This is a genomic window from Hydrocarboniphaga sp. FW305-C-57 (genome assembly GCF_058783045.1).
In genome coordinates this window covers 18,800-44,728 of record NZ_JBYSYG010000015.1, presented here as the reverse complement: position 1 = coordinate 44,728, position 25,929 = coordinate 18,800, and the positions used below count along the sequence as shown (strand labels likewise).

Here is a 25,929-nt window from a genome sequence, read left to right as displayed (position 1 = left end):
ATCGGACTGCGGCGTTCAAGGCCACGAGAAGCTTTCAGCGATACACGAGTCCGCCGTCGATCATCGGCGCCTGTCCGGTCATGTAATCCGAGTCCGGGCCCGCGAGATACGAAACGAAGCTGGCGACGTCATCGGGTGTTTCGGCGCGTCCGAGTGCGATGCCGCCGACGAACTTCTCGTAAGTCGCACCGATCGCAGCGCCGGTGACTTCGGCCATGCGCTTGTCGATCTCGACCCACATGTCGGTGCCGACCACGCCCGGGCAATAGGCGTTGACGGTGATGCCATCGCTCGCGAGTTCCTTCGCCGCAGCCTGCGTGAGTGCGCGCACCGCGAACTTGGTCGCCGAATAAACACCGAGCAGCGCATAGCCTTCGTGGCCAGCGATCGAACAGGCGTTGATGATCTTGCCGCGACGCTTGCGCGACTTGAGTTGCGTGGCCGCGGCTTGAATGCCCCAGAGCACGCCTTGCACGTTGATGCGCAGGATGCGATCGACCTGCTCGGGCCTGACATCGAGCAGCGGTGCCACCTGCGCGATGCCGGCGTTGTTGACCATCACGTCGAAGCTGCCGAGCTTGTCTTCGGCATAAGCCACCGCATCGAACACCTGCTCGCGCTTGGCGACATCGGCGACGAACACCGTAGCGCGGCGTCCGAGCGCGGCTACTTCCTTGGCGACGGCATCGATCTGATCTTTCTTGATATCGACGAGTGCGATGTCGGCACCGTCGCGTGCGAGGCGCAATGCGATGCCACGACCGATGCCTTGTCCGGCGCCGGTGACGAGCGCGACTTTTCCTTGAATGCTCATGAGTTCTCCTGATGAGAGCGTGGATGATTCAGCTCAGGTGATGAACCGGCTGCAGGCCATAAACCGGCGTCTCGATGCCTTCCTTGCGCGCCTTGATCTGTAGCGAGAGATACAGCGAATAGTGCCGCGACTGATGCAGGTTGCCGCCGTGAAACCACAGCGCTTCCTGCTGCGTGGGCTTCCACATATTGCGAAGCTCGCCTTCCCACGGGCCGGGATCTTTGGTGGTGCTGCTGCCGAGGCCCCAGCACTTGCCGACCTTGTCGGCGACCTCTTGCGAAATGATCTTCGCGGCCCAGCCGTTCATCGAGCCGTAGCCAGTGGCGTAGATGATCAGATCGGCCGGCAGCTTGGTTCCATCGGACAGAATCACCGCGTCTTCGGTGATCTCCTGGATATCGACGCGAGATTTGAGCTTGATGTCGCCATTGGCGATGAGTTCGGAAGCGCCGACATCGATGTAATAACCCGAGCCGCGACGCAGATACTTGAGGAACAGGCCCGAGCCATCGTCGCCGAAATCGAGCATGAAGCCGGCCGATTCGAGACGCTGATAAAAGTCCTTGTCGCGCTCGGCCATCTCATCGAACGCAGGCTTCTGGAATTGCGGCAGGATCTTGTACGGAATCGATGCAAACGTCAGATCGGCCTTCGACGTGGTGACGCCGTTGCGCAGCGCTTCTTCCGAATACAGCGGCTTGAACACCAGATCCATCAGCGTTTCCGAGCGCGTGATGTGAGTGGACGAGCGCTGCACCATCGTCACGTCCGCATCGTGCGCCCACAGATCAGCGCTGATGTCGTGTGCCGAATTGTTCGCGCCGATCACCACGCACTTCTTGCCCGCGTAGGCTTCGCCGCCCGGATGGCGCGAGGAATGATGCTGCTGGCCCTTGAAGCGCTCGGCGCCCTTGAATTTCGGAATGTTCGGCATGCCCGACATGCCGGTGGCGAGCACCAGCTGCTTGGGCCGCAGCGTGATCGCCTCGTCGCCACGCTGCACGATCACTTCCCATTCCTGCCGGGTTTCGTCGTAGCGCGCCTGCGTGGCCTCGGTGCTGCCCCAGTAATTCACCTCCATGAGCTTTACGTACATCTCGAGCCAGTCGCCGACCTTGTCCTTGGGCGCGAACACCGGCCAGTGCTCGGGAAAATTCAGGTAGGGCAGATGGTCGTACCAGACCGGATCGTGCAGGCACAGCGAGCGATATCGATTACGCCAGGCATCGCCCGGACGCGGATTGCGATCGATCACCAGCGTCGGCACATCGAGCTGGCGCAGGCGCGCGGCGAGCGCGATGCCGCCTTGTCCGCCGCCGATGACGAGGCAGTACGGCTGCACGCTGTGGCCTAGCGAGGCTTCTTCCTCGCGACGCTTGTCGAGCCAGCTGCGCGGATGTTTTTCGATGCCGTGATGCGCACCGAGCGGTCGCGTGTCTCCGCGCTTTTCCTCATGGCCCTTGAGTTCGCGCATCGTCGTCAGCAGCGTCCAGGCGCGGCCATCGCGCAGGCGCAACTGGCCGTAGCCGCGTGCGAGCCGCGTTTCGAAGCTGAGCCAGCAGGAGATCACGCCGCCGTCTTCGCTGGCTTCACCGTCGAGCTTCCAGTTGGTCGGGGCCACGTCGTCGAGACGGGCGCGCAGCATGTCGCCGATCTGTGCGTGGCCTTCGCTGGTCTTGAGGTTCCAGGTGAAGGCGACCAGATCGCGCCAGAAGCCGTCCTCGGCGAACAGCTGCGTCACCGCATCGACATCGCGTGCCTGCAGCCTGGAATCGAAATCGGACAGCCAGCGCTGGGCTGTTTGGGTTGCATCAAGGCTCATCTGCTTCTCCTCATGGTTATGGATCGGGCGTTACCTGCGCCACGTCGCCGAACGACGCGGTGCGTGCTGGCGCGATCAATAGGGCGAAACCCGGGCCAGGCATGGGATTGCAGAAGATTCAAGGGCTTGCGTGTGGTGCCGCGGCGTGTCACGGGCGCATTCGAGGCGAAACTGTGGCGGGCTCCACCACAGGTGTGGCGCTGGCCTTGGCGCTCGCCTGGCCGCGACGACGGACTCAAGGGCTTACAATGAGCGCCGTTTCCAACCAAACCCTCCGCATGCCGCTCGAAATCGAACGCAAGTTCCTCGTCTCCGGCAGTGCCTGGCGTGAGCAGGCGCATGAGCGCATCGCGATGCGCCACGGCTATCTGACGGCGCTCGGTGCGCCTGCATCGGTGCGCGTTCGCGTCGAAGGCGATGTCGGCAAGCTCAACGTCAAGCAGGCCGTGGTCGGCAGCACGCGCGCCGAGTACGAGTACACGATTCCGGCCGACGAGGCCGACGAGATGATCCGCACGCTGTGCCGCGGGCTCATTCTCAAGACGCGCCACTATGTGAACCACCAAGGCCACTTGTGGGAAGTCGACGAGTTCGAAGGCGACAACGCCGGACTCGTGGTCGCCGAGATCGAGCTGAGCAGCGAGGACGAGGCTTTTGCGCTGCCGTCCTGGCTCGGCGAAGAAGTCACGCAGGAACAGCGCTATTACAACAACGCGCTCGCGAGTCACCCGTATTCACGCTGGTCCAAAGACGATGCAGCTTGAGGTCGATCTGCAGCGGCAGCGCATGCGCTTGATCGAAGGCGAACACACGCTGCGCGAGTTCATCGTATCGACGGCCGCCAATGGCGCTGGCGAAATCAACGGCTCGGGCTGCACACCGCGCGGGGCGCACATCGTGCGCGCCAAGATCGGCGGCGATCAGCCGCTTGCGGCGGTGTTTCGCGCACGTCGTCCGACCGGCGAAATCTGGACGCCCGAGCTGCACGCGCAACAGCCCGGCCGCGACTGGATCCTCACGCGCATCCTGTGGCTGTCGGGCACCGAGCCCGGACGCAATCGGCTCGGCCTCGTCGATACCTTTCGCCGCTACATCTACATCCACGGCACGCCGTATGCGACGCAGCTTGGACTTCCAGGCTCCAAGGGCTGCGTGCGCATGGACAATGCCGACATCATCGAGCTTTACGATCGCGTGCCGGTCGGCACCGTCGTTCACATCCATTAAAACAACTCGCGCCAGACTCAGGTTCTCACACCCATGCCCTCGAGCACCCCGTTGATCGGCCCGATCATGGCCGACATTCCCGGCCAGGAAGTCACCGCGGAAGATCGCGAACTGCTGAGTCATCCGCTGGTCGGCGGCGTGATTCTGTTCACGCGCAATTATCACGACCCCGCGCAGCTCGCGGCGCTGTGCAAGGACATTCTCGCGATCAAGAGCGCGCCGCGCCTGCTGCTCGCGGTGGATCACGAAGGCGGGCGCGTGCAGCGCTTTCGCGTCGGCTTCACGCGCGTTCCGGCGATGGCGACGCTCGGTCGGCTGTATCTCGAAGATGCGGCGCGTGCGCGCAGCGAAGCGCAGGGCTGGGGCGCGACCATCGGCCGCGAGCTCGCGAGCTACGGCATCGACCTGCCGTTCGCACCGGTGCTCGATGTCGATGCCGGCATGAGCCAAATCATCGGCGATCGCGCGTTTTCGGGTGACCCGGAGATCGTCATCGAACTCGCGCGCGCCGTTGCGGCAGGCCTGCGCAGCCAGGGCATCGCCTCGACCGGCAAGCATTTTCCGGGGCACGGCAACGTGGTCGCCGATTCGCATCTCGAACTGCCGATCGACCGGCGTCCGTTGCAGGATCTCGCGGCACTCGATCTGCTGCCGTTCAAGCAGCTCATCGAAGACGGTATCGAGTCGCTGATGATGGCGCACGTGCGCTACAGCGCCTTCGATAGCACGCCAGCGTCGCTGTCGCGCAAGTGGATCATGACGTTCCTGCGTCGCAAGCTCGGTTTTCGCGGCGCGGTGATCTGCGACGACCTGTCGATGAACGGCGCGGCCGTCGTCGGCGGGCTCGAGGATCGCGCGCGTCTGGCGCTCTCGGCGGGCTGCGACATGCTGCCGGTCTGCAACGATCGGCCGGGTTGCGCGGCCTTGCTCGACGCGCTCAAGGACATCAAGCCGCGACGGAGCAGCTCGCAACGGCTGCGCAAGCTCTATCGCAAGGAGATCGCCTCATGACGCAGGATCTGTCACGGCTCGCGCATGCGCGCGAAGTGCTCGCCGAAGCCGATTGCCTGCACAGCGCGGCGGCCGTGCAGGCCGCCTACGACAGGCTCGCGAAGGACATCACCGCGCGCTACGCCGAACTCAATCCGCTGATCCTCACGGTCATGAACGGCGGGCTGATTCCGACCGCCGAGATCGTCGGTCGCCTGAGCTTCGGTTTCGAACAGGATTACCTGCACGCGACGCGTTATCGCGGCGCGACGAGCGGCGGCGGCCTGACCTGGAAGCGCCAGCCCGATCCGGCGCTGATTAGTGGCCGTCACGTGCTCGTGATCGACGACATTCTCGACGAGGGCTATACGCTCGTCGCGATCCGTCGCGCACTGATGGAGTTCGCACCGACGAGCCTCGCGGTCGCCGTGCTCGCCGAAAAGCTGCACGATCGCCGCGCTGCGGGCGCGCATGCGGAATATATCGGCCTGTCGGTCGAGGACCGCTACGTGTTCGGCTGCGGCATGGACTACAAGGAATACTGGCGCCAGCTGCCCGCGATCTATGCCGTGAAGGGCCTGTGACATCGCGCGGTCATCGCGCTTTGAGACAACATCAGACAACGCATCGAGTGAAGAAGAGCGCATGAGCAACGCAGCACGTCCGAAGATCGCCGTCATCGGTGGCACCGGCATGAACAGCTGGCCGGGCCTGGTCATCGAAGAGCGCGTCGAGACGATGACGCCCTATGGCGCGGCCAGCGCGCCGCTGCTGTTCGGCAGCGTCTACGGCGTGCGCGCCTGCTTTCTCGCGCGCCATGGCGAAGGCCACAAGATTCCGCCGCACCTGATCAACTATCGCGCGAACCTCTGGGCGCTCAAGCAGGCCGGCATCGAAAGAGTTATCGCGATCGCCGCGGTCGGCGGCATCACCGAAGGCTATGCGCCCGCTCAGGTCGGCATTCCGCACGACGCGATCGACTACACCTACGGCCGCGATCACACCTATTCCGACGGCACCGATCGCTGGTCGCTGCACCACGTCGAAATGGCCGAGCCCTACAGCCAGTCGCTGCGTCGCGTGCTGCTCGATTCGGCGAATAGTGCCGGCGTGGCGATCACCGATGGTGGCGTCATGGCGATCACGCAGGGCCCGCGTCTCGAAACCCCGGCCGAGATCCGCAAGCTCAAGCAGGACGGCTGCGACCTCGTCGGCATGACGAGCTTCCCCGAAGCGCCGCTCGCACGCGAACTCGGGCTCGACTACGCCTGCCTCGCGGTCTCGGTGAACTGGGGCGCGGGCATCGGCAGCGGCGGCATCCACGACGAGATCGAGCAGTCGGTCGAGCAGGGCATGGCGAAGGTGCGCGCGGTGCTCGGCAAGGCGCTGCCGGCGCTGTCGTAGGGATGCGACTTTGGGCGCCGCCGCCAAGCGCGGCGCCTTTGAACTCGATGCGCGCTACTGCGCGATCGAATACAGCACGCGCTCGCCGTTGAAGTCGAGGATGAGACCCTGCTGGGCGATCTCGACGAGCCGGGGCCCCGCGGCGAGCGTGTCGCCTTCGCGGTAGCGGCGGCCGCCGACGAGCACGAAGCGCTTCTGCGGGTTCGAATCCCAGACGTGGACGTCGACCGACAGGGTCGGGAAGGCGGCCTGATAGGACTGCGGCATCGATTCGAGCGCGTTTGCGCTCATTGGCGCCGCCTCCGGCGCTGGCGACGACGAGGGCGGCGTGTCGTATGAGGACAGCCGGTTCGGGGCAGCGGTTTCCGGACTGGCCGGAGCGGACGGAATCGGCGTCTCGGGCGTGAAGTTCGCGGCGGCCGGCGGGTCCGGGCGGACGACGAAATCGGGGTGCGGCGTGGGCTCGGGTTCCGCGGCGGGCGGCTCCGGGGCGATGGCTGGCGGCGGGTTCGCTCCGGTGAGGTCGTCGAAGCTCGCGAGGTTGGCCGATTCGTCGATCGCCGGCGCCAGCGCTTCCGGCGACGCCGCAGGCTGCTCGGGCTCCGCGCCGACCGCGGCGGGCGAGGGCGCCGGGCCGCGCACGGTCGCGGTGATCTTGCCGGGCGGCAGCGCCGGCCGCTGCGGTGTGGCTTCGCGCTGCGGCTTGAAGATCATGTACAGGCCCAGGCAGACCAGCAGCACGAGCCCGGCGAGCACGAGCAGGCGCGGGGCGGCCTGGCGTGGTTCGCTGGTCCGCCGCGCCTCATCCGAGGCCAGCGCCACGTCCTGCAGGTTCGGCGCCTGGCCGAGGTTGCGGTCACGCTCGGCCTTGCGCAGGGCGTCGAGGATGAAGCTCATGGAGCGGTGCTCGTGGCGGGCGTCGCCAACATCGGCGTGTCGCTCGCATGGTCGCCGAGCGCGATCAGCGTGCGGATGCCGAGCACGCCGTCGGCCTCGAGCTCGTGCGCGCTCTGGAATTTCTTGAGCTGCTGGGCGAGGTCGGCGTCGAAACGGTCGGAGACCGGCGAGTTCGGCGCGCCACCGGCGAGTTCGGCCAGACGCGTGCGCAGCCAGACCACCGAGGGGCCGCGACTGCCCTGGGTCAGATAGGTGTCGGCCACTTCGCGGCGCCAGAGCAGCAGGAATTCGCCGGTCCAGAGCGCATCGATCTGGTCGAGTGGCACGCTGATCGTCCCGCGACCGGTCTCGATGCTCGCGAAATTGGCGGTGAGCCCGCGCAGCAGCACATGCTGCTGTTCGCCGCGGCCCGTGGTCAGCGACAGCAGGGCCGGGCGGTTCATCGTGCGCAGGTCGGCCCATTCGCCGGTGCCCTTGTAGCACTCGAGCTTGCGCTGCGAGAGCTCGCGGCAGACGTTGGCGCCCGAGGGCAGAACGATGTCGCGATCCCAGAGCCGGATCAGCCGGCTCATGACCACCGGCAGCGACTGCGACGATTGCAGCAGCGTGGTCAGGTCGGCTCCGGCCGGGGCGCTCGCGACGCCGAGCGCGTCCGGGGCCGGTGCTGCGTTGGTGGCCGCTGCAGTTTTCGCGGAGCCTTTTGCAGGATCGTTCGCCGAAGTTGCCGGCTTTTGTGCCGCTTCGGCACCGGACGGTTTGGCCTCCGTTTGGACGGATGCCGCGGCTGGCCCGGACGGTTCGGGGGGCGTCGCGCCTCCTTCGTCGGCCTGCGTGGCGGCCGCCGGATCGTGCGCCGCGGGCCGTGCCGAGCGTTCGGAGAAAAACGTCTGGTAGACCAGCGCGATCGAAATGATCACCGCGATGCAGGTCAGCACGGCCTCGATCCAGCGCAGGCGCGATTGCGGCAGCTGCAGCCAGCCGGGCTTGCCGAGCGACCAGCGCTCCGGTTGCGACGCGTTCGGCATCGCTCCGATCGATTCGCCGGCCGCCCGGCGCACGGTGTCGGGCTGCACCCGGCGCAGGCCCTGGCTGTAGGCCCCGAGCAGGGCGCGGTCGCAGAGGATGTTGACGAGCCTCGGCACCCCGCGCGTGGCCTTGTGGATCTCGTGGATCGCGGCGGTCGGGAACAGCTCCTCGGTGGTACCGGCGACGCGCAGCCGGTGGCGGATGTACTCGGCCGTTTCGGCTTCGGAGAGCGGCATCAGGTGGTAGCGCGCGGTGATGCGGCTCGCGAGCTGGCGCAAGTCCGGGCGCGACAGCAGGTCGACCAGCTCGGGCTGGCCGATCAGCATGATGCGCAGCAGCTTTTCCTTGTGCGTCTCGAGGTTGGTCAGCAGGCGCACCTGTTCGAGCACGTCGCGCGGCAGGTTCTGCGCCTCGTCGATGATCACCACGGTGCGCTTGCCGGCCGCGTGCGAGGCCAGCAGATGCACATTGAGCGCGTCGCCGAGCTGCTTGAGCGTCGGCGTGGCGCCAGCCTTGCTGTAATCGACGCCGAGCTCGTCGCAGATCGACTGCACGAACTCGATCTCGTTCTGGCTCGGGTTGTGGATCATCGCCACGTCGACGCCGTCGAGCTTCTGCTCGAGCAGCGTGCGCACGATGGTGGTCTTGCCGGTGCCGACTTCGCCGGTCAGCTGGACGAAGCCGCCGTACTGGCCGGTGCCGTACAGCAGGTGCCCGAGCGCCTCCTGATGCCGCGGCGACAGGTACAGATAGGCCGGGTCCGGGGTGATCGTGAACGGCATCTCCCGGAGATTGAAGAAGGAAAGGTACACGCAGCGCGGTCGCTAAGTCGGTGGGCTAGGGCGATGAGCTTTCGAGTATAGCCGGGCGCCGCATGTCGACATGGGCGATGCCGTCTTCAAGATACGGATCGCTGCAGCGCGAAAAACCGAGCGAGGCGTAGAAGGCTTCGAGATGCTGCTGCCCGGACAGGAACACGGTCTGGCCCGCGTAGCGCCGATCGCAATGGGCCAGCGCCTGTTGCATGAGCCGCCGGCCGAGGCCGGTGCCGCGCTCGGCGAGCGAAACCACGACGCGCCCGATCGCCGGCCCGGCTGGTGGCGGCGACAGGCTGTGCGGCCGGGCGACGCCGGGCGGCACCAGCCGCAGATAGGCCAGCAGCCGGCCGCCCGCGTCGGTCGAGCAGAGGTGTTCGCAGAGCGGGTCGATGCCGTCCATTTCCGAGAACACGCAGTTCTGCTCGACCACGAAGATGTCGCTGCGCAGCTTCAGGAAGGCGTAGAGCGTGTCGGGCGTCAGATCGCGCCAGTGGTGCCAGGTCCAATCGGTCATGGTCTGATCAGCGGCCGATCATCGTTGAAAGTCGTACACGCTGCCGATGCCGAGGATCTGCGTCAGCACGTCGAGCGCGGTGCGGGTTTCGTCGAGCAGCGCCGCATCGGCGAGGTCGGCGAGCACGAGGCGATCGCGGTAGTAGCGCATCACCCAGGCCGTGAGCGCGTCGTAGCGCTCGGGCGTGATCCAGCTCGAGGCGTTGACGGCCCCGCGCTCGGCGTCGCTCAGCACCACGCGCAGGCGCAGGCAGGCCGGGCCGCCGCCGTTGCGCATCGATTGGCGCAGGTCGAACACCCGCACCTGCGTGAGCGGGTTGCCGGCGTCCTCGACGATGCGCTGAATCTGCTGCCAGACGCGCGGGTTCTCCTGGCATTCGGATGAGACGATCAGCTGCATGCCCCCGTCGGGCGGACAGACGAGCTGGCTGTTGAACAGATAAGAGTTCACCGCGTCTTCGACGCTGACCGCGCTGCGCGGCACTTCGATGAAGACCGGCTTTCTGGACGGTTCGCGCGCGCTGGGCCAGTTCTGCGTGATCCACTGCCTGAGCGTGGCGGCGTCGGCGAACGCGTCTTCGTGATGCAGCAGCACTTCGCGGTTGCCGACCGCTATGACGTCGTTGTGGAACACGCCCTGATCGATCACGGTCGGATTCTGCAGCTGATGCCGCGTGCGCCCGGCTTGCAGTCCGTGCAGGCGGGCGAGCGCCTCGCAGGCGGCGCGTGTCTGTCGCGCCGGGAATTTTTGCGGGGCCGGCTCGTCGGCATTGCCCTTGCCGTAGACGAACAGTTCGAGCCCGGGCTCGCCGTAGTCCGCGCAGAGCCGCGTGTGGTTCGCCGCGCCTTCGTCGCCGAGCGCGGGTGTCGCGGGCAGGGGTTCGTGATGTTCGAAATGGTGCGCGTCCGGGAACGTGGCGCGCAGCACGCGGCCGCTGGTTTCGGGCTCGAACGAACGATGCAGGTTGCTGCACAGGTTCGCGGGCGTGAAGTGCACGCGTCCGTCGGCCGTATCGGCGCTCGGGGACACCGTGCCGGCGTTGGCCGTCCACATGCTCGAGGCTGAGCTGACCGCCGCGAGCAGGCCCGGCGCTTCGCGCGCCACCTTGGCGAGGATGTCGCGGTCGCGGCCCGAATAGCCGAGCCGTCGCAGGGCCGGCAGGTTCGGGCGCTCCTGCGGAGGCAGCACGCCCTGGGCGAGCCCGAGCTGCTGCAGGGCGCGCATCTTGGCGAGCCCTTGCAGCGCCGCTTCGCGCGGATTCGACGGTAGCTCGGCGTTCTTGGCCGCCGCGAGATTGCCATGCGCGAGGCCCGCGTAGTTGTGCGTGGGACCGACGAGGCCGTCGAAGTTCGCTTCGACGGCGGGGACTTGGGGAGTGCTCATGCGTCGCAGCCTATCATCGCGTCGAGCGCATCGAATCCGGGTTTTTCCGGGCTAGGGCAGGTCGGTCCGAACGCGCAGAAAGCGCGCGAAGCGCGGCAAGCCGTCGCGGGTCAGGCCGGTGTAGGCGTAGGTGATCGTGCTGCCGATCGCGGGCGGCTGTTTGCGATCGAGATCGCGCAGGCCGCTGCCGACGCGGAACTCGCGGCCGGCGGCGTCGCGCACGATCAGCGAGCCGACCTGGTTCTCGTACTTGCCCTTGCCGGGCACGTAGCCGATCACCACGGCCTCGGCATCGTCGTAGGGCTTGTACTTGAGCAGGTCGGCGCTGCGCCCGGCCTGATACGCCGAGGCGCCGCGCTTGAGCATGAGCCCTTCGCCGCCTTCCATGATCACGGAGTCGAACAGCTTGCGCAGCGCATGCATCGAGTCGATGCGGCGCTGCTCGACGACCTGTACCCACGGCTGCCCAAGCGCAGTCACCACCGTCGCGAGCTTCGAATTGCGGGCATCGAAATCACCGGCTTGCGCGGGCAGATCGAACACCAGATAACGCACGCGCTTCCATTCGGAGTCGACCGGCTGCTGTCGCCGAACCGTGCCCGAGACGAGTTCGAACTGTCCGCGCGCGATCCACAGTTCGCCGTCGAGCACGGTTTCGGGCCAGCCGGCCGTGAACCACGTCGGCGCCGCGATGACGTGGCCGTTGCGCGTGAGCAGGCGCTGGCCGTCCCACCAGGCGCGCACGCCATCGAACTTCTCGCTGACGCGCCAGGCGCGCAGATCGATCGCATCGCCCTCGTGATAGACCTCGGCGAGCATGACGGGTGGAGGCTCGTCGGCACTAGCCGCGGCCGGCATCAGTGCGAGGAGTCCGACGACGAGTAGCAGGGCGCGCATGAGGGAATCGATGAGGGAAAGCCTGAGCATGGGCGAGAATCACCCGGATGTCTGAGACCTGCTGCCCAGCCCGCTGCGAGCTTGTCGTGATTTTTGCTTCGACGAGCTTGTTTGCCCATCGATTACCGCATTAAATGGCCGATAGCCGACCAGGGGGCCGCAGGCTGCGGAGCAGGATCGGCCACGTTTGACGGGTGTTTTGCGTCTATTGGCATTCACGGGGAATTTCATGCGCGGAATCAGTAAGGCTGCCCTCATCGGGCTGGCTTCGATGTGGCTTGCAGCTTGTGGCGGCGGAGGGGGTGGCAGTAGCGAACCCGCCTTGCACCTGAGTCAGAAATCGATCGCGGTTTCTGCGACGACCGATGACTCGGCGCCGACCGCTGAGATCGGCATCGAGCTCGACAATATCGATGAAGAAACACCGGTCTATATCAGCTATGGCTACGACGGCGGCGCGATTTCGGCGCTCGATCTGTATGCCACCGACGTCGACTCCGGCGTGATGTTGCTGTACCTGTTGCCGCCGTCGGGCTTGACTCCCGGGACCTATCGGGATCGGGTGCAAGTGCAGTTCTGCAGTGACGAGGAATGCAGCAAACCGTTCAAAGGCAGCCCTGCCACCGTCAACGTCACCTATACCGTGACGCAAGGCACCCGACCCTCAGCGAGCATTTCGGTGCCGGCTTCGGCCTCGTCTTCGTCGGAGGTCGGCACGGGCCCATCGACATTGCGAGTTCCGATCACGATCGCCAACTCGCCGTCGGGCGGCCTGAGCTTCACGGCTTCGATCACGTCCGGCACGTCGACCATCAGCAACGCCTACATTTCCGCCGTCAACGCCAATACAGCCGAGCTGGCGATCGATTTCAATTACGGCCTGGCCGAAGGCATCTATCAGGGAACCGTCAGCATCACCGCCTGCTACACCTACGACTGCTCGCGCTACGCACAGGGCAGCCCGGCCACGGTCACCATCAACTACACCGTCACTCCCGATCTTCCGGCCCAGCCCGATCGCCCAGTGCTGCCGACGTCCAGCGTGCAGTCTCTTGGGCACGATGTGATCGATGCCGAATACAGCGCTGCCCTGGATGCGGTGGTGATGGTGTCGAGCTACCCGCGTAACCAGCTCTTTCTCTATAGCCTGGCCTCCGGTACCGAGCAGGCGCTGCCGCTCGACAAGGTGCCGACCTCCGTTTCGGTCGCTCCCAATGGTCTCACTGCGGCGGTCGGTCACGATGCGCTGATCACGCATGTCGACCTGACCAGGATCACCACACCGATTGCGGCCAAGAAGCTGCTCAATGTCAGCACCGGCGTGCTCGACATCGTGCTCGACGGCAAGGGCTGGGTGCATGCCTTCCCGCTGCAGGATCAGTGGGAGTCGATCTACTCCGTCGAGGTCGCCACGAACAAGGAAACGCCGAGCGCCTACGCGACGATCTACGCCGGCACGCGCGCCAAGCTGCATCCGTCTGGAAATGCAATCTATGGTGCGAACAATGGTCTCTCGCCCGATGACATCGAGCGCTACGACATTTCGACCGGCCCGGTGACGAGTTCCTACGACTCCCCTTACCACGGCACCTATCCGATGTGCGGCGACCTCTGGATGTCGGAGGATGGCGTGCATATCTATACGGCTTGCGGACGTACATTCCGCTCGTCGAACGTGCAGTCTCAAGACATGGTTTACAACGGCAGCCTGACGCTCTCCAGCGGCGATTATTACGGCTATCGAATCCGCTCGCTGAGCCAGACCGCCGAGAAGAAGGAGATTGCACTGGTCGAGTACGACATGTCCTGCGAGAGGGGCTTCGGCAGCTCCAGCATCTCGGACTGCCGCAACTACTACAACCTGTACGAAAGCCAGTTCTTCAATCGCACCGCCAGCTATTCGATCGCGCCGATGACCATCGCCGGCCGCAGCTACGCGCAGTTCGGGCAGTTCGTGTTCCACAGCAGCGATGGCAGCAAGCGCGTGCTCATCAGCAGACTCGTCTCGATGCCGGACCCCGCGTCGGAGTTCTACCTGAGCATCGTCGCGCCCTGAGCAATGTGAAAACCACGCCCGCGATCAGCTCTCGAAGATTGCGGGCGGGGTGGATCTTCGCGAGTCGCCAGAATCAAGGTCGTCAGCCGCATCGAGAAAGGCTGGGCGGCTGGATGCACTTGCAGGAATAGGGATCGGATAAAGACCGGTTTCCCAAACGAAGAACCCGGCTGGCGCCGGGTTCTTCGTTTGCAGCAGTGAAGATCGAAGGCCTACTGACAAGCCTCGCAATCCGGATCGAGGATCGAGCAGACCTTGGCGCTGCCGACATCGGTGGCGGCGTAGCTATCGACCGGAGCCGGCGCTGCGACGGCCGCCGCTGTCGCCGCGGTGCTGCTGCCCGAGGTGTTGCCGACCTTGTTGAGGCGCGTGTCGGTGATCGTCGTCTTCTCGGTGTGCGTCGCGCCCATCGTGCGCAGGTAGTAGGTGGTCTTGAGGCCCGACAGCCAGGCGTGCTTGTAGAGCTCGTCGAGCTTCTTGCCGCTCGGCTGCGCCATGTAGAGGTTCAGCGACTGCGCCTGGTCGATCCACTTCTGGCGGCGGCTGCCCGCATCGACGAGACGCTTCGGGTCGATTTCGAAGGCGCACTTGTAGAGGGCCTTGAGGTCTTCCGGAACGCGGTCGATCTTCTGCACGCTGCCGTCGTAGTACTTGAGGTCGTGGGCCATGACTTCGTCCCAGAGCTCGAGCTTCTTGAGATCGTTGACGAGGTACTCGTTGACCACCGTGAACTCGCCCGACAGGTTCGATTTCACGTAGAGGTTCTGGTACGTCGGTTCGATCGACTGCGACACGCCGGTGATGTTGGCGATGGTCGCGGTCGGGGCGATCGCCATCGTGTTGCTGTTGCGGATGCCGGTGGTCTTGATCTGCGTACGCAGGCTGTCCCAGTCGAAAGCGCCCGAGGCCTTGGTGTCCTGCTGCAAGTACTGATCGCCACGCGCTTCGGCGAGCAGGCGGATCGAGTCGATCGGCAGGATGCCCTGGTCCCACAGCGAGCCCTTGAAGCTGCTGTAGGCGCCACGCTCGACCGCCAGATCGGCCGAAGCCTTCAGCGCGTAGTAGCTGATCGCTTCCATCGAATAGTCGGCGAACGAGATCGCGCGGTCCGACTCGTAGGGCAGGCGCAGCTTGTAGAGCGCGTCGTTGAAGCCCATCACGCCGAGGCCGACCGGACGGTGGCGCAGGTTGGAGTTACGCGCGGTCGGCACCGAGTAGTAGTTGTACTCGATGACGTTGTCGAGCATGCGCATCGCGGTCGTGATGGTCTTCTCGAGCTTGGCCTTGTCGAGCTTGCCTTCGGCGGTGATGTGCGCGGGCAGGTTCACCGAACCGAGGTTGCAGACCGCGATTTCCTGGTTGGCCTTGGTGTTGAGCGTGATCTCGGTGCACAGGTTGGAGCTGTGCACGACGCCCACGTGCTGCTGCGGCGAGCGCAGGTTGCACGGGTCCTTGAACGTGATCCACGGATGGCCGGTCTCGAACAGCATCGACAGCATCTTGCGCCAGAGGCCGAGCGCCTGGATGCGCTTGAAGTTCTTGATGCGGCCTTCGTCGGCGAGCTTTTCGTACTCGAGATACTTCTTCTCGAAGGCCTCGCCGACGAGTTCGTGCAGGTCCGGCGTCTCGTCGGGCGAGAACAGCGTCCACGGCGCGTCTTCCATCACGCGCTTCATGAACAGGTCCGGCACCCAGTTGGCCGTGTTCATGTCGTGCGTGCGGCGGCGGTCGTCGCCGGTGTTCTTGCGCAGCTCGAGAAACTCCTCGATGTCGCGGTGCCAGGTCTCGAGATAGGCACACAGCGCGCCCTTGCGCTTGCCGCCCTGGTTCACGGCGACGCAGGTGTCGTTCGCGACTTTCAGGAACGGCACGACGCCGTTGGACTTGCCGTTGGTGCCCTTGATCCAGCCGCCCATGCCGCGCACCGGCGTCCAGTCGTTGCCGAGGCCACCCGCGAACTTGCTGAGCATCGCGTTATCGTGGATCGCGCCGAAGATGCCGTGCAGGTCGTCCGGCACTTGCGTGAGGTAGCACGACGACAGCTGCGGACGCGGCGTGCCGCTGTTGAACAGCGTCGGCGTCGAGCTCATGAAGTCGAACGAGGACAGCAGCGTGTAGAACTCGATCGCGCGCGTTTCGCGGTCGATTTCGTTCATCGCCAGGCCCATCGCCACGCGCATGAAGAAGGCCTGCGGCAGCTCGAAGCGGGTCTTGTTGCTGTGGATGAAGTAGCGGTCGTAGAGCGTCTGCAGGCCCAGGTAGTCGAACTTGGCGTCGCGATCGGCCAGCAGCGCCTTGCCGAGCGCGTCGAGGTCGAACAGCGCGAGCTTGGGATCGAGCAGTTCGAGTTCGATGGCGCGGTGGATGTACTCGCGGAAGTAGTCCGGGTAGATCGCCTTCATTTCCTCGAAGGTCGGACGCGTCTCGGACATGCGCAGGAACTTGAGCGCCTCGTGGCGCAGGCCGTCCATGAGCAGGCGCGCGGAAACGTAGGTGTAGTTCGGCTCCTTCTCGATGCGCGCGCGCGCGGCGAGCGTCACGGCCTGGGAGAGTTCGGCCTCCGGAATGCCGTCGTAGAGATCACGCAGGGCCGAGGACACCACTTCTTCGACGCTGATGCCGGTCAGGCCTTCGGCCGCTTCGGTGACCACGCGCTGGATGCGCGCGACGTCGAGCGCATGCAGGCTGCCGTCGTCGAACTTGACGTTGATTACCGGGCCGGCGGGCAGGTTGGGCTCGCTCTTGGCGGCTTCGGCGGCGCGCTCGCGGGCGCGCTCGGCGCGGTAGATCACATAGGCGCGGGCGACCTTGTGTTCGCCGGCGCGCATCAGGGCCAGTTCGACCTGGTCCTGGATGTCTTCGATATGGACGGTGCCGCCGCCCGACAGGTGGCGCGTCAGCGCGGCGACGACCTGGGCGGTCAGCGTCTGCACGGTCTCGCGCACGCGGGCGCTCGCCGCGGCCTGGCCGCCTTCGACGGCGAGGAAGGCCTTGGTCAGCGCGATGGCGATCTTGGACTGATCGAAGCCCGTGACCTTGCCGTTGCGGCGAATAACCTTGACGCCGCCCGGAGCAACCGCGGTGAGCTCGGCAGTGGAGGCAGGGCCCGCAGGAATGCGGCGCGATTCAGTGTTTTCAGTGACTTGTGTTTGCATGGCGCCCCTAAGGATTGAGTCGGTTCCGTCCGAGACGGTGGCGAACCGTCGAGAAACAATATCTAGTGGTTCGCCAGTGCGTCAACCCCAATATCCTGTGCCAGAAACGGTGAATAGCCTGTGCAAAAAGTGTGAACTGATCGCTGCAGAGGCCGTCGTTATTGGGTTTTTCGCCGACTCGGAAGCCGGCTTGCGGTGTGTCTGGGGAAATTCACACAATGTCAGCTGACGAACGGCAAAATGATTGGGCTAGTTTTGCTAAATCAGCGTGTACAGCCGGCAGTCAGCTTTCACCGCCAATTTGTATGGAAATCCGGATTGCGAGTCCGGCGAGTGTCCCGTCCTGCTAGCCCGAGAGACTTTAAACGCATGATCGTCCCTGTCCTGATGGCCGGCGGCTCCGGCACCCGCCTGTGGCCGCTGTCGCGCGAGCAGTACCCCAAGCAGTTTCTGAAGCTCCTGAACGAGCGCAGCCTGCTGCAGAACACCGCCCTGCGCGTCTCCCAGCTCGAGGATTCCGCCCCGCCGCTGGTCATCGGCGGTGATGCGCACCGCTTCGTCATCGCCGAGCAGATGCGCGAGATCGGCTTCGACCAGGCCACCGTCATGCTCGAGCCCGAGGGCCGCAATACCGCCCCGGCCGCCGCGGTCGCCGCGCACTACGCGAGCACGCATTTCGGCCCGCAGGCGCTGGTCTTCCTGCTCGCCGCCGACCAGGCCGTCGAGAACACCCCGGCCTTCGTCGCAGCCGTCGAAGCCGCCGCCAAGGTCGCCGCCACCGGCAAGATCGTCACCTTCGGCATCCAGCCCACGCATCCGGAAACCGGCTTCGGCTACATCAAGGCCGGCTCGGCCGCCGAGCACGGCGCCTTCGAAGTCGCGGCGTTCGTCGAGAAGCCGGTGCTCGAAAAGGCCCAGGCCTTCCTCGACGAAGGCGGCTACTACTGGAACGGCGGCATGTTCCTGTTCCGCGCCGATGTCTTCCTCGACGAATTGAAGCGCCTGGAACCCGAGATGTACGCGGCCAGCCTGCAGAGCTGGAACAACGCCGTGAAGGACATCGACTTCGTGCGCCTGGAACCGACCGCGTTCAAGAAGTGCCGCAACGAGTCGATCGACTACGCGGTGATGGAGAAGACCGCCAACATCGCCCTGGTGCCGCTCGATGCGGGCTGGGACGACGTCGGCTCCTGGACCTTCCTCGGCAAGCTGCCGGCCACCGACGCATCCGGCAACCGCGTGCGCGGCGACGTGATCGTCGAAGATTCCCAGGACAACCTCGTGCATGCGAGCACGCGCCTGGTGAGCCTGGTCGGCATGAAGGACACGGTGGTCGTCGAGACCGAAGACGCCGTGCTGGTGGCCCCGCGCGAGCGCGTGCAGGAGGTCAAGAAGATCGTGCAGCGGCTCAAGAAGGCCAAGCGCACCGAGGCCGAGACGAGCCCGCGCGTCTACCGGCCCTGGGGCAGCTACGAGACGGTGGCGCTGGGGGATCGATTCCAGGTCAAGCGCATCGTCGTCAAGCCGGGCCAGAAGCTGAGCCTGCAGATGCACCATCACCGCGCCGAGCACTGGATCGTGGTCTCGGGCACCGCGCGCGTGTACTGCGGCGAGAAGAACTTCCTGCTGACCGAAGACCAGTCCACCTACATCCCGCTCGGCCACACGCACCGGCTCGAGAACCCCGGCAAGGTGCCGCTCGAACTCATCGAGGTGCAGTCGGGGGCTTATCTGGGGGAGGACGACATCGTGCGCTTCGACGACGTCTATGGGCGCACACCAGCGGCGAAGGCCTGAGAAGCCGGGAGACGCTGGAAGCGCGGTGTTTCGGCTTCAGCAGGTCTGCGGATCGTCTCCCGCCTCTCGTCTCCCGTTCCCCGGCAGCTTCGTCGACGCTGCAGCAAAAATCTGCTCGGCGTTCGCGGCGAGGAAGTTGCGGAAGATCAGCGGGCTGCCGTCCTGCGCCCAGAGCTTGCCGCCCCAGGCGTTCACGGCCTGGTTGCGTTCGATGATCTCGACGAACTGCTTTTCGGTGCGCGCGCTGCCGAGCGAGCCGTCGGCTTCGAGCACCGGCGTCTCCATCGTCGCGGCGAGCGTCGCGGTCTGGCGCAGCAAGGTTCCGGGCGCCCCCTGGATCGCCGGCAGCATGCGAAAGCCGCGCCGGGTCATCGCCTCGGCCATCGCCTCGATGCTCGCGTAGGCCGCGGCGTAGACGTCGATCGTCACGTGGTTGAAGTCCGGGCCCAGCGCGAGCGCGCTCGCGGCTTCGCCCGAGACGGCGGCGACCGCTTCGAGCGTCGAGCGCTTCATCGGCGGACCGTTGCGGTGCATGAGTCGGTGGACGAAGTGCTCGACGAAGGCGTCGGCCTCGCGCTCGCTCAATCCGCCTTCGGCCTCGGCGCGCTCGATCAGGCCGAGGAACTCGCGATGATCGACGGCCCGGGCCTGCTCGGCGCAATCGGCCTGCACAAGCGCGGCGACTTCGGGCGGAAACGCGGCGAGGTCGACCTGCGAGACGAAGATCTTGAACTGCCGGCTGTCTTCACCGATGGCTTGCAGGTCGAAGCTCACGAGCTTCTTGGCCGGGAAGCGGTAGTCGAGCTCCTTGCGCAGCCCGAGCACGCCGGCGGCACGCGCGAACAGGGCGGTCACGGCCGGATCGGCCGTGCGGATCGCGCCGTGGTCATTGAGGAAAGTGCCGCCGTTGTCGGCGACGAGCTTCTGCAGGGCGACGAAATCGGGCACCTGGCTCGCGAACTTGGCGGTGGCGGCGGCGACGAAGCGTTCGCGCAGCTGCGCGGGCGTGAGTCTGGACGGCATCGGCTTGGACATGATCGGCCGGCTCGGATGGCGAATGGACGGCCAGACTAGGTGCTCCAAGCCAATGAAAAAAGAGTAGTTGTCCGCATGCCGGGGCGAGCGGACCGCGCTTACAATCGACCGATCATCCTTCGCGCGCGCCCGATCGTCTGGAATGAGCTTCCAAAAGCATTGTCCCGGTTGCTTCGCCGATAAGGGCGGCGTCGCGGTCTGTCCTGTCTGCCAGTACGACGAATCGGCTCCACGTTCGCCGCTGTTCCTGCCGCACGGCATCATCATCGGCGGCCAGTTCCGTGTCGGCCGCGTGCTCGGACAGCCGGGCGGTTTCGGCATCACCTACCTGGGCTGGGACATTCACCTGCAGCAGCGCGTGGCGATCAAGGAGTTTCTGCCGCGCGACATCGTCACTCGCCATCCGGGCGCGCTCGACGTCTCCACGCACACGCAGGAGACGCGCTCGGCGTTCGAGTTCGGCAAGGAACAGTTCCTGCGCGAGGCGCGCATCGTCGCCCGGCTCGACCATCCGAACGTGGTGCGCGTGCGCAGCTTCTTCAACGCCAACGACACCGCCTACCTCGTGATGGATTACTACGAGGGCCTGTCGCTCGGCGATTACCTGTCACGCGTGCGCAGCGTGATCGAGCCGGCGCTCGCGGTGCCGCTGATCCGCCCGGTGCTCGATGCCCTGCAGTACGTGCACGAGCACGGCGTCGTTCATCGCGACCTGAAGCCGCACAACATCTATCTGGCCACCGTCGGCAAGCCCATCGTGCTCGACTTCGGCGCCGCCCGGCAGGCCGCGGGCGAGCGCGTGCAGAGCATGTCGGTGGTGCTCACCGACGGCTACGCTCCGCTGGAGCAGTACCAGCGCCGGGCCACGCAAGGCCCCTGGACCGATGTCTACGGTGCCGCCGCCACGCTTTACCGCATGCTCGCCGGCGTGGCTCCGCCGACCGCCCTCGATCGCCTGACCGACGATCCACTCGAGCGCGGGGGCTGGGACAAGGTGCCCGAATCGCTGCGCGGGGCGCTCAGGAAGGCGCTGGCGCTGAAGCCCGAGCATCGTTTCCAGAGTGCGGGCGAATTCATCGCCGCGCTGTCGGACTACAGCCCGTTCCAGCTGGCCGCCGAGCCGCCGGTCGCCGCATCTCCAGCGGCGCCGGAGCCCGCGACCACGCGCCCGGTTCCGCCTCCGCCGACCACCGGGCCGGCCGCGCCGCCGCCCGAATCCGCAGTGGCCGCGACCAGCGTTCCGCCGCTGGTCGTTCCGACCCGGCCGGTGCCGCCGCCGACCGCCGAGAGACCTGCGGCGCCCGTCCCGGCCGCCGCCGCGCCCGCAGAGTCCGTCGCGCCAGCCGTCAAGCCGGTCGCTGCGCCGACCGCCGCGCCAACCGTCGCGGCGCCAGCGCCGGCTTCACCGATCCCGCCGATTCCGGCCGTGGTCCCCGAGGAGCCGGTCACGCGTAGCGAAAAGCCCGCGCTGACGCGCCGCCAGCCGCCGCTGCTGCCGCCCAAGGCTCCCGGCGAAGTGCCGCCGCAGGAGACGCAGAAGCCGCTTGCGCCCGCTCCGCGCGATGGCCTGGCGCTCGAGGGCAAGCGCTACAACGCGCTCGTGCTCGGGCTGCCGATCCTGCTGTTCGCGGCATTGCTGGCGGTGCTCGTCAGCAACTGGAACTGGGACCGCACGCCCAAGCGCAAGCCCTTGTCGCTGCGATCCAGCGACACGCCGCTGGTGACGGGCACGCCGACCGCTGCGAGCCCGATCACCGCATTGCCGGCGGTGCCGGCCGATGCCCCGTCCGCGCTGCCTCCGCTGCTGCCGGACATGATGCCGATCGATGGCGGCGAGTTCCGCATCGGCGAGGACGCCCAGGGCTCGGCCGCCGCGCCCGCGCACACGGTGAAGGTCGCCGCCTATTCGATCTCGACCACCGAGGTTACGGTCGAGCAGTTCGCCCAGTTCGTCAGCCAGACCGGCTACAGCAACCCGCGCTGGAAGAATTACCCCTGCGAAAGCGCGGGCAGCCGCTCGCCGAGCTGGGAGGAACCCGGTTTCCCGAACGGCAACTCGCGGCCGGTGGTCTGCGTGAGCTGGGTCGATGCCAATGCCTACGCCGAATGGCTCGGCCGTCAGACCCGCCTCTCGTTCCGCCTGCCGACCGAGGCCGAATGGGAATACGCGGCGCGCGGACGCAGCAGCGGCCGGTTCTGGTGGGGCGATCGCTATGACGATGGCAAGGCCACCTGCACGGGTTGCCCGGTGGTGCGCGTCGGTCCGCAGCCGGTCAGAAGCTGGCCGCCCAACGCCTTCGGGCTCTACGACACCGCCGGCAACGTGCGCGAGTGGACCTGCTCGAGCGGCGAGCCTTATGGCCGTGGGGCCGAAACGCGCTGCGTCGCCGTCGACGCGGGCGGCACCCGGGCGGTGCGCGGGGGCTCCTGGCTGCAGGGCGTCGATGCGCTGCGCTCGGCCCAGCGCGATGCGCTCGAAGGCGATCGCCGCGACGTACAGACCGGATTCCGCCTCGTGCAGGACGCACGCGGTCCAGCGCCTTGAGACGTCCTTCGGAACCGTCGTCGGCGCCGGAGCAAGCGGCCGACGAGCCGCGCATCCGGCCGCTCGACCTCGATGCGAACCCCGAGCCGCCACCGAGCGAGGCGATGCGCTGGGTGCTGTTCGCGGTGGCGGTGGTTTCGGTGGTCGCGGCTGTCTGGCTGACCTCGCTGCCGACGCCCGCGGGCGGGGATCGGCCCTGGGCGTCGCTGGGCTCGAGCCAGACGACGAACCTGCCGACGACCCTCGCGGTGCCGGCCGGCGTGCTGCCGTTCGCCGACGCCAAGGACGGCGGCTACGCGGTCGAGGACTTCGCGATCGGCCGCACCGAAGTGACCGTCGAGCAGTTCCGCCTGTTCGTGCAGCGCTCGGGGTATCAGAACAAGAGCTGGGCCGCGTTCCCGTGCCTGGGCACCGCCGTCGGCCTGTCCTGGCAGCAGCCCGGCTACGGGCAATCCGACACGTTTCCGGTGGTCTGCGTGTCCGCCGTCGATGCGACCGCCTATGCCGACTGGCTCAGTGCCGAGACCGGACGCTCGTTCCGTCTGCCCACCGAAATCGAATGGGAATACGCGGCGCGCGCCGGTGCGCAGACGCGCTTCTGGTGGGGCGATGCCTACGACGAGCGGATGGCCGACTGCAACGGCTGCGCCCCGAACTCACGCGCCCGGCCGACCTTCGTCGGCTCCTGGCCGGCCAACGCCTGGGGGCTGCACGATGTCTCCGGCAACGTGCGCGAATGGACCTGCTCGGTGTTCCTGGTGCCGATGCGCTCCGAATCGCAGCGCTGCGAGCGGACACTCGACGAAACCGTGAACCTGACCGTGCGCGGTGGCTCCTGGCAGGAGTCGGTCGACGCCCTCGCGCTGCGCGACCGCCGGCCCTACGGCGCATTCCAGCGCAACGTGTGGACGGGGTTCCGGGTGGTGGAGACGGCGCTGGCCTCTTCGAAATGAGCCGCGACGGAATCTCTGTGCAGGCTTAGCGAGCGACCGTCACCAGCTCCAGGGCAGCGGTTCCGCCTTCTGGAACAGCCAGCCCTGGAAGCGTGAGACGCCGAGCTCCTTGAGCGCCGCGAGTTCCTCGCGCGTTTCGACGCCTTCGGCGATCAGGGTGACGCCGAGGTGGCCGCCGAGTTCGCAGAGGTTGCGCACGATGAGCTGGTTGGTCGGGTCGCGGTCGAGTGCGCGGATGTAGGCGCGGTCGATCTTCACGGCCGAGAACGGAATCGCCTTGAGGTACGAGAACGAGGCGAAGCCGCTGCCGAAGTCGTCGAGCGCGAACACGCAGCCGAGCTCGCGCAGGCGCGAGACGAAGGCGCCGACCAGGTTCAGGTCGCCGACCGCCGCGGTTTCGGTGACTTCGAGCGTGAGGCGGCTCGCGGCTTCCGGATGGTCGCGGAAGAAGCTCGTCACGGTATCGCGGAACTCGGCGTCGGCCAGGCTGCGGCCGCTGATGTTGACGGCCAGATGCACCTGCTCGGGTATCTGGCCCGACAGCATGAGCCGGCTCGCCACGCCGAACACGAAGCCGTCGATGCGCGTCGACCAGCCGAGGCGCTCGGCCGCGTCGATGATGCGCTCCGGCGTGTTGATCCGGCCGCCCGCGTCGACCCAGCGCAGCAGCATTTCGTAGCCGAGCAGCTCGCCGTCGACACCGACGATCTTCTGGCCGTACGGAATCAGTCGGCCTTCCTTGAGCGACTGCAGGATCTCGCTGCGCCACTCGAACAGGCTGCGACGCTCCTCGATCTGCGCACGAATGTCCTCGAAGCGCTGGATGCCGCCGCCGCCGCGGCCCTTGGCGATCGAGGCCGCGAGGTCCGCGTTGTTGACCACCGACATACAGCTCGCGTCGCTCGCGCTCATGCAGGCGATGCCGATGCTGCCGCTGATGCCCGAGTAATCGCTCAGGCGGACCTGCGAGGTCGTCAGCTCCACCTCGATGCGCTTGGCGACCTCGAAGGCGCGCTCGGCATCGCAATTGATCAGCAGCACCGCGAACTCGTCGCCGCCCCAGCGCGCCGGCACGTCGCGCTTGAACACGGCCTGGCGGATCACGCTCGCGACCCAGACCAGCACGTCGTCACCGGCCTGGTGCCCGTGCCGGTCGTTGACGGCCTTGAAGCCATCGAGATCGATGAACAGCACCGCGCTCGGCGTGCCGTGCTCGACCAGTGCCGCGTGCGATTTCTCGAGGGCGGACTGGAATTGCCGGCGATTGCACAGGCCCGTGAGCATGTCGTGGCTGGCCTGGTAGGCCAGCTCCTGGGCCAGCGTGTTCGATTCGGTGGTGTCGTGAAATACGAACACCGCCTCGCGCACGTGGCCGAGCGCATCCTTGATCGGCGCGGCCGAGCATTCCGCCGCGATCTCGCGGCCGCGCAGGAAGCGCAGCAGCGTTCCGCTCGGAAACTGCAGCGTCTGGCCGCCATCGAAGACCTCGGCGAGCACGTCGTCGCGCAAGGCGGTGCCTTCGGGCGATTCACCGACGATGCGGACGTACTCCGCGAACGGGCGGTGACGCAGCTCGTCGAGATCGAGCCCGACCATCTGGCAGGCGGCCGGATTGGCGTAGGTGATGCGGCGGCTTTCGTCGATGCGGACGACGCCGTCGGCGATCGACGACAGCGTGATCTGCGCGAGCTCGCGCTGCTTGGTCAGCATCTGCAGCTGCAGGCGCTCTTCGGTGCGATCGCTGATCGCGGCGATGAAGTGCAGTGGCGCACCGTCGCTGTCGCGCATCAGCGTCAGATCGAGCTGGGCGTAGATGACGCTGCGGTCCTTGGCAATGAAGCGGCGTTCCGAGCGGAAGCGCTCGCGCGTGCTCGCGAGGCCCGCCTCGAGCAGCTCGGCATCGTCGAGGTCGTGCCGGTGCGTGATCGCGCGGAAGTTGAGCTCCATGAGCTCGGTCTGCGAGTAGCCGAGCAGATCGCAGAGCGCGTCGTTGACCATGAGCAGGCGGCTGTCGAGCCCCACGATCGCGAGTCCGACCGGCACGGTGCTAAAGATCGCCTGGTCCTGTGCCGCGGCGAGCATCGCCGACAGCTGGGCCTGCTTGACGTCGTCGATGCTTTGCAGCGTGCCGACCACGCGTGTCGGCTCGCCGTTCTCATCGCACGAGATCACCGCGAGCGATGAACGCACCCAGCGATAGCGGCCGTCGGCGTGCAGGACGCGGTGTTCGAACTGCACGTTGGGCGTGCGCCGCAGCAGATGCGCCTGGAACCGTTGCGCCAGGGCCTCGCGCTCGTCGGCGTGGATCAGGTTCGTCCAGTACTCCATCGGATACTCGGCGGCCTCGCTGCCGGTGCCGATGATCTGCACGAGTTCGGACGAGCAATACAGCATGCGGCGCTGGAAATCGCAGTCCCAGACGCCGACGGGCGCGCTCTCGACGGCGTGGCGCCAGCGGTCGCTCCGCAGCGGATCACGGTCTCCCTCGCTCGCGTAAACCGTGGGAGATTCGGTCATGGGTGAAGCAACGGTCATCGGCAGATCAGATCGTGGGGCGGCTTGAGCGAGGCGTCTTGCGCACGCGTGACGAAAATTC

General features: G+C 66.5%; 19 protein-coding genes. 9 read left to right on the top strand and 10 right to left on the bottom strand.

Annotated elements, in window-relative coordinates; genetic code table 11:
• Positions 1-34: 34 nt before the first annotated feature.
• Positions 35-814 carry an acetoin reductase gene (locus AC3WUM_RS22245; protein ID WP_492413114.1) on the bottom strand — a complete coding sequence of 260 codons (780 nt, stop codon included), beginning with the start codon at positions 812-814 and terminating at the stop codon, positions 35-37.
• 28 nt (positions 815-842) lie between these two features.
• Entirely contained in the window at positions 843-2,636 is a 1,794-nt protein-coding gene (locus AC3WUM_RS22240; RefSeq protein ID WP_492413112.1) for an NAD(P)-binding domain-containing protein, read from the bottom strand.
• 278 nt (positions 2,637-2,914) lie between these two features.
• On the opposite strand from AC3WUM_RS22240, the gene AC3WUM_RS22235 reads away from it, so the two are divergent.
• The 5 genes from AC3WUM_RS22235 to AC3WUM_RS22215 all read left to right on the top strand — a co-directional run bounded on the left by AC3WUM_RS22235 (position 2,915) and on the right by AC3WUM_RS22215 (position 6,257).
• Positions 2,915-3,400, top strand: coding sequence for a CYTH domain-containing protein (locus AC3WUM_RS22235; RefSeq protein WP_492413223.1), 486 nt, complete (start codon positions 2,915-2,917; stop codon positions 3,398-3,400).
• A complete protein-coding gene (locus tag AC3WUM_RS22230) occupies positions 3,390-3,863 on the top strand; it encodes a L,D-transpeptidase family protein (protein WP_492413111.1) in 474 nt (157 codons plus the stop codon). The genes AC3WUM_RS22235 and AC3WUM_RS22230 overlap by 11 nt, the downstream gene beginning before the upstream one ends.
• Before the next feature lie 33 nt (positions 3,864-3,896).
• Positions 3,897-4,874 (top strand): beta-N-acetylhexosaminidase, encoded by a 978-nt coding sequence (gene nagZ, locus AC3WUM_RS22225; protein WP_492413109.1) that lies wholly within the window; start codon positions 3,897-3,899, stop codon positions 4,872-4,874.
• A complete protein-coding gene (locus tag AC3WUM_RS22220) occupies positions 4,871-5,437 on the top strand; it encodes a hypoxanthine-guanine phosphoribosyltransferase (RefSeq protein ID WP_492413107.1) in 567 nt (188 codons plus the stop codon). The genes nagZ and AC3WUM_RS22220 overlap by 4 nt, the downstream gene beginning before the upstream one ends.
• Positions 5,438-5,498: 61 nt before the next feature.
• Positions 5,499-6,257 carry an S-methyl-5'-thioinosine phosphorylase gene (locus AC3WUM_RS22215; protein WP_492413106.1) on the top strand — a complete coding sequence of 253 codons (759 nt, stop codon included), beginning with the start codon at positions 5,499-5,501 and terminating at the stop codon, positions 6,255-6,257.
• Positions 6,258-6,311: 54 nt separating this feature from the next.
• Here the strand turns inward: AC3WUM_RS22215 and AC3WUM_RS22210 are convergent, their stop codons facing one another.
• The 5 genes from AC3WUM_RS22210 to AC3WUM_RS22190 are packed head-to-tail and all read right to left on the bottom strand — an operon-like array spanning position 6,312 to position 11,792.
• The gene (locus tag AC3WUM_RS22210) at positions 6,312-7,154 is read right to left on the bottom strand and encodes a general secretion pathway protein GspB (RefSeq protein ID WP_492413104.1); all 843 of its coding nucleotides are present in this window, start codon (positions 7,152-7,154) and stop codon (positions 6,312-6,314) included.
• Positions 7,151-8,992, bottom strand: a complete 1,842-nt coding sequence (locus AC3WUM_RS22205; RefSeq protein ID WP_492413103.1) for an ExeA family protein — start codon at positions 8,990-8,992, stop codon at positions 7,151-7,153. Before AC3WUM_RS22205 ends, AC3WUM_RS22210 begins: the two co-directional genes overlap by 4 nt.
• Before the next feature lie 25 nt (positions 8,993-9,017).
• On the bottom strand, positions 9,018-9,512 hold the full coding sequence (locus tag AC3WUM_RS22200) for a GNAT family N-acetyltransferase (protein WP_492413101.1): 495 nt from the start codon (positions 9,510-9,512) through the stop codon (positions 9,018-9,020).
• Between the two features lie 18 nt (positions 9,513-9,530).
• Complete coding sequence (gene astB, locus AC3WUM_RS22195; RefSeq protein WP_492413099.1) at positions 9,531-10,895, bottom strand: N-succinylarginine dihydrolase; 1,365 nt, start codon at positions 10,893-10,895, stop codon at positions 9,531-9,533.
• Between the two features lie 51 nt (positions 10,896-10,946).
• Complete coding sequence (locus tag AC3WUM_RS22190; protein WP_492413097.1) at positions 10,947-11,792, bottom strand: DNA ligase; 846 nt, start codon at positions 11,790-11,792, stop codon at positions 10,947-10,949.
• Positions 11,793-12,114: 322 nt separating this feature from the next.
• Between AC3WUM_RS22190 and AC3WUM_RS22185 the strand changes: the two genes are divergently transcribed.
• A complete protein-coding gene (locus AC3WUM_RS22185) occupies positions 12,115-13,848 on the top strand; it encodes a hypothetical protein (protein WP_492413095.1) in 1,734 nt (577 codons plus the stop codon).
• Positions 13,849-14,060: 212 nt separating this feature from the next.
• Here AC3WUM_RS22185 and AC3WUM_RS22180 read toward each other — a convergent pair whose 3' ends face one another.
• Positions 14,061-17,003: a ribonucleoside-diphosphate reductase subunit alpha gene (locus tag AC3WUM_RS22180; RefSeq protein WP_492413094.1), complete on the bottom strand. Its 2,943-nt coding sequence runs from the start codon at positions 17,001-17,003 to the stop codon at positions 14,061-14,063.
• A 369-nt stretch (positions 17,004-17,372) separates the two neighbouring features.
• Here AC3WUM_RS22180 and AC3WUM_RS22175 point away from each other — a divergent pair, with 369 nt between their 5' ends.
• Complete coding sequence (locus tag AC3WUM_RS22175) at positions 17,373-18,800, top strand: mannose-1-phosphate guanylyltransferase/mannose-6-phosphate isomerase (RefSeq protein WP_492413092.1); 1,428 nt, start codon at positions 17,373-17,375, stop codon at positions 18,798-18,800.
• Between the two features lie 36 nt (positions 18,801-18,836).
• Here AC3WUM_RS22175 and AC3WUM_RS22170 read toward each other — a convergent pair whose 3' ends face one another.
• Positions 18,837-19,835: a 2-oxoadipate dioxygenase/decarboxylase family protein gene (locus AC3WUM_RS22170; protein ID WP_492413090.1), complete on the bottom strand. Its 999-nt coding sequence runs from the start codon at positions 19,833-19,835 to the stop codon at positions 18,837-18,839.
• A 142-nt stretch (positions 19,836-19,977) separates the two neighbouring features.
• Between AC3WUM_RS22170 and AC3WUM_RS22165 the strand changes: the two genes are divergently transcribed.
• Together AC3WUM_RS22165 and AC3WUM_RS22160 are read left to right on the top strand one after the other, a co-directional pair.
• Entirely contained in the window at positions 19,978-22,380 is a 2,403-nt protein-coding gene (locus tag AC3WUM_RS22165; protein WP_492413088.1) for an SUMF1/EgtB/PvdO family nonheme iron enzyme, read from the top strand.
• Positions 22,377-23,333, top strand: a complete 957-nt coding sequence (locus AC3WUM_RS22160; protein WP_492413086.1) for a formylglycine-generating enzyme family protein — start codon at positions 22,377-22,379, stop codon at positions 23,331-23,333. The genes AC3WUM_RS22165 and AC3WUM_RS22160 overlap by 4 nt, the downstream gene beginning before the upstream one ends.
• 39 nt (positions 23,334-23,372) lie before the next feature.
• On the opposite strand, the gene AC3WUM_RS22155 is transcribed toward AC3WUM_RS22160, so the two are convergent.
• Positions 23,373-25,850, bottom strand: coding sequence for a sensor domain-containing protein (locus AC3WUM_RS22155; RefSeq protein WP_492413084.1), 2,478 nt, complete (start codon positions 25,848-25,850; stop codon positions 23,373-23,375).
• Positions 25,851-25,929 lie beyond the last annotated feature (79 nt).

Bases quoted from the DNA above. Each gene is read 5' to 3' on its own strand.
- AC3WUM_RS22245 (WP_492413114.1), bottom strand. From the start codon at position 814: ATGAGCATTCAAGGAAAAGTCGCGCTCGTCACCGGCGCCGGACAAGGC.
- AC3WUM_RS22240 (WP_492413112.1), bottom strand. From the start codon at position 2,636: ATGAGCCTTGATGCAACCCAAACAGCCCAGCGCTGGCTGTCCGATTTC.
- AC3WUM_RS22235 (WP_492413223.1), top strand. From the start codon at position 2,915: ATGCCGCTCGAAATCGAACGCAAGTTCCTCGTCTCCGGCAGTGCCTGG.
- AC3WUM_RS22230 (WP_492413111.1), top strand. From the start codon at position 3,390: ATGCAGCTTGAGGTCGATCTGCAGCGGCAGCGCATGCGCTTGATCGAA.
- nagZ (WP_492413109.1), top strand. From the start codon at position 3,897: ATGCCCTCGAGCACCCCGTTGATCGGCCCGATCATGGCCGACATTCCC.
- AC3WUM_RS22220 (WP_492413107.1), top strand. From the start codon at position 4,871: ATGACGCAGGATCTGTCACGGCTCGCGCATGCGCGCGAAGTGCTCGCC.
- AC3WUM_RS22215 (WP_492413106.1), top strand. From the start codon at position 5,499: ATGAGCAACGCAGCACGTCCGAAGATCGCCGTCATCGGTGGCACCGGC.
- AC3WUM_RS22210 (WP_492413104.1), bottom strand. From the start codon at position 7,154: ATGAGCTTCATCCTCGACGCCCTGCGCAAGGCCGAGCGTGACCGCAAC.
- AC3WUM_RS22200 (WP_492413101.1), bottom strand. From the start codon at position 9,512: ATGACCGATTGGACCTGGCACCACTGGCGCGATCTGACGCCCGACACG.
- astB (WP_492413099.1), bottom strand. From the start codon at position 10,895: ATGAGCACTCCCCAAGTCCCCGCCGTCGAAGCGAACTTCGACGGCCTC.
- AC3WUM_RS22190 (WP_492413097.1), bottom strand. From the start codon at position 11,792: ATGCGCGCCCTGCTACTCGTCGTCGGACTCCTCGCACTGATGCCGGCC.
- AC3WUM_RS22180 (WP_492413094.1), bottom strand. From the start codon at position 17,003: ATGCAAACACAAGTCACTGAAAACACTGAATCGCGCCGCATTCCTGCG.
- AC3WUM_RS22175 (WP_492413092.1), top strand. From the start codon at position 17,373: ATGATCGTCCCTGTCCTGATGGCCGGCGGCTCCGGCACCCGCCTGTGG.
- AC3WUM_RS22170 (WP_492413090.1), bottom strand. From the start codon at position 19,835: ATGTCCAAGCCGATGCCGTCCAGACTCACGCCCGCGCAGCTGCGCGAA.
- AC3WUM_RS22165 (WP_492413088.1), top strand. From the start codon at position 19,978: ATGAGCTTCCAAAAGCATTGTCCCGGTTGCTTCGCCGATAAGGGCGGC.
- AC3WUM_RS22155 (WP_492413084.1), bottom strand. From the start codon at position 25,850: ATGACCGAATCTCCCACGGTTTACGCGAGCGAGGGAGACCGTGATCCG.